This is a genomic window from Synechococcus sp. MU1655 (assembly GCF_023630655.1).
In the GTDB taxonomy this organism is placed as follows: Bacteria; Cyanobacteriota; Cyanobacteriia; order PCC-6307; family Cyanobiaceae; genus Synechococcus_C.
This window is the reverse complement of sequence record NZ_JAKUHK010000264.1, coordinates 1-2,601: the sequence shown is the minus strand read 5'-3', so window position 1 is coordinate 2,601 and position 2,601 is coordinate 1. Positions and strand designations below refer to the sequence as shown.

The following is a 2,601-nucleotide window of genomic DNA, read 5'->3' as shown; positions in this document are numbered from 1 at the left end:
GCTTTTTGCTCTCGATCCTGGCGCGCTTGAGCAAGAACATCCTGGAGTCCATCGAGTTGGGATCCGGTAGGCAGCTCGAGGCAGTAGCCAGCTCCATAAACCGTTTTGATAAACCGAGGTTTGCGTGGATCTGGTTCTAATTTCGTGCGCAGGTGACGGACGTGAACGCGAATCGTTTCAATGTCGTCGTCTGGCTCGTAACCCCAAACTTCCTTGAGGATGAGAGATGGTGCAACGGTTTGACCGTGGCGTTGGAGCAGGCAATGCAGAAGCTCGAATTCCAAGTGGGTGAGTCGCACCGGATGCTCGAACCAGATCGCCTCAAAGCGCTCAGGAACCAAGGTCAAGGGTCCGTAGCTCAGAATTTCGTGATGATTTCCCGACGTTCCGATAGGAGCTCTGTCGCTACGCCTAAGGAGCGCTTTCACCCGCGCTTGAAGCTCTTCAAGATCGAATGGTTTTGTGAGGTAATCATCGGCGCCCGAATTAAAACCACTCACCTTGTCCTTCGTACCACCCAAGGCGGTCAGCATCAGGATGGGGATGGATGCCGTTCTTTCATCGCGGCGAAGTCGTTGGCAGAGCGTGAGCCCGTCCACATTGGGCAGCATTAAATCAAGGAGAATTAAATCTGGGGTGTATTGCAAGGCAAGTGCCTGGCCCTTAATGCCGTCATCGGCTCGCTGAACATCAAAACCGCTGTGCTCGAGGTGTCCACCTACCAGTTCGCTCATGTCCCGGTCGTCTTCGATCAGCAGGATGGAAGGTTTCATCAAAATGCTGGCGAAAAAACAGTTGGACGAGGTAGTGCCGCGTCATTAAGGAGTAATTCTCTCAAGATCAACCAATTTGTGCAGAATTCAGGAGCTGTCCTTCATGGTTGGCATGCCCCTAAAAGCCCTTTGCCTGACAGGGGTTTGAAGTAGTAACTCAGAGATTGGCTCGCGCGCCTCTACAGGAAATCTTCTGATTTGGATGGCATGCAGTGGAAAATTTTCTCTGATTGAAGAAAAAATGGTGCTGCTAAGACCAAAAAAAGTCACCACCTTGTGGGTGATGACAGTCATTAAAAAACTCCCCGGGCGGGATTCGAACCTGCGACCAATCGATTAACAGTCGACCGCTCTACCGCTGAGCTACCGAGGATTGGGACCAGGAGACCTTAACTGTCTGGCCCTGACTTAGGCAAGTGCCTTGAGCGTGCGGCGCAAGGAAAGGCCTTTCTCCCAGGGGCCAACCATGCCTTTTTTCATCAGTGCTGCGCCATCAGCATGGTCCAGTTCATCCAGCCGATGCGTGATCCACAGAGCTGTGAGTGGATTGAGTGAGCGGTGACACAACTGTTGCACCGTTGCCAAGACCGAGCTTTGGCTGGATGGGTCCAGTAGGGCTGTCGGTTCGTCAAGGAGTAAAAGTTTTGCTTCGCTGGCTAGTGCGCCAGCGATTGCCAGACGCTGCTTTTGGCCTCCACTCAACGTGTGAATTTGCCGGGCCGCCATACCAGCAAGTCCAACCTGTTCAAGCAGATGGGCGATTCGCTTGCGTTTGAGGGAAGGGGCAAGCGTGGGGGGGAGGTTCAGGAGAAGGTTGCTGCCGCAACTTGGGAGCAGGAGTTGGTGGTCGGGATTTTGGAACACTAAGGCCGTTTGAACCTTGCAGTCCATGCGTCCCGCTTGTGGTTGGATCAACCCCCCAATCATTCGAAACAGAGTGCTTTTCCCGCTCCCGTTGCTGCCAACAAGCATCCACAGACCTGGAGCTGGAACGCTGAAGCTGCATCGGTCCAGAGCGCGGGTTCCGCAGGGCCAGCGAAAATTCACGCCTTCAAACTGAAGAACCCGTTCGTTGGTGTCCGTTCCCACAGGGATTAGCTGTCGAGTGAAAAGCCTGGGCGTTTGCTTCCCCCGGATGCCGCCGTTTTCTCGTAGATCTGAACAGCTAAAACGTCACTCGTGAGAACGCTGAGCCGTTTGCCTTCGACTTTTTCGCAGGTCATTTCGAGCAATCGTGGCTGTCCCTGTTCAAGGGCTTGACGAACCTGTTGATAGACAGATTCAGCATCTCCCGACTCCTTGCGTTGAACAGAGATAGGCATCGGGCTCATGCGAAGAGCTAATTCGACGACGTACACAGGTGAAAAAAATTTGTGGTCCCATTCTCCTCGCCAGAAGCAGGAAACGGCGGGCTGAGTATTTTCACTTATCTCTGAGCTGCTGGGTCATCTTGTCTCTGCAAAAAGTGCCAAGCCCTTTAAGCTCACGAACGTAAAGCTTCATGAAGCAACCTCATGACGATCGCTGCAGGTCGCATGCCGCAGCGGGGATGGTTCGACGTCCTCGATGACTGGCTCAAGCGCGACCGATTTGTGTTTGTCGGCTGGTCCGGCATTCTCCTCCTTCCCACGGCCTACCTCTCCATTGGTGGCTGGTTAACGGGAACCACCTTCGTAACTTCCTGGTACACCCACGGCATCGCGTCGTCGTACCTCGAGGGTTGCAACTTTCTCACTGCTGCTGTGTCCACCCCCGCTGATGCGATGGGTCACAGCCTTCTCTTGCTCTGGGGCCCAGAAGCCCAGGGTGATTTTGTCCGCTGGTGCCA

The 2,601-nt window shown here is 54.0% G+C and carries 3 protein-coding genes, 1 tRNA gene and 1 pseudogene; 1 reads left to right on the top strand and 4 read right to left on the bottom strand.

What is annotated here, in order from left to right:
* The 4 genes from NCN04_RS10450 to NCN04_RS10435 all read right to left on the bottom strand — a co-directional run.
* A partial coding sequence (locus tag NCN04_RS10450) for a response regulator transcription factor (protein WP_250396059.1) occupies positions 1–773 on the bottom strand: 773 nt, incomplete at its 3' end.
* 301 nt (positions 774–1,074) lie between these two features.
* Positions 1,075–1,146 (bottom strand) — tRNA-Asn (locus NCN04_RS10445).
* 35 nt (positions 1,147–1,181) lie between these two features.
* Positions 1,182–1,862, bottom strand: a complete 681-nt coding sequence (locus NCN04_RS10440; RefSeq protein ID WP_250396058.1) for an ABC transporter ATP-binding protein — start codon at positions 1,860–1,862, stop codon at positions 1,182–1,184.
* A gap of 5 nt (positions 1,863–1,867) precedes the next feature.
* Positions 1,868–2,131: a UPF0367 protein family gene (locus tag NCN04_RS10435; RefSeq protein ID WP_041426744.1), complete on the bottom strand. Its 264-nt coding sequence runs from the start codon at positions 2,129–2,131 to the stop codon at positions 1,868–1,870.
* 156 nt (positions 2,132–2,287) lie between these two features.
* Between NCN04_RS10435 and NCN04_RS10430 the strand changes: the two are divergent.
* Positions 2,288–2,601 (top strand): annotated as a pseudogene (locus tag NCN04_RS10430) (photosystem II D2 protein (photosystem q(a) protein)); the annotation flags it as partial.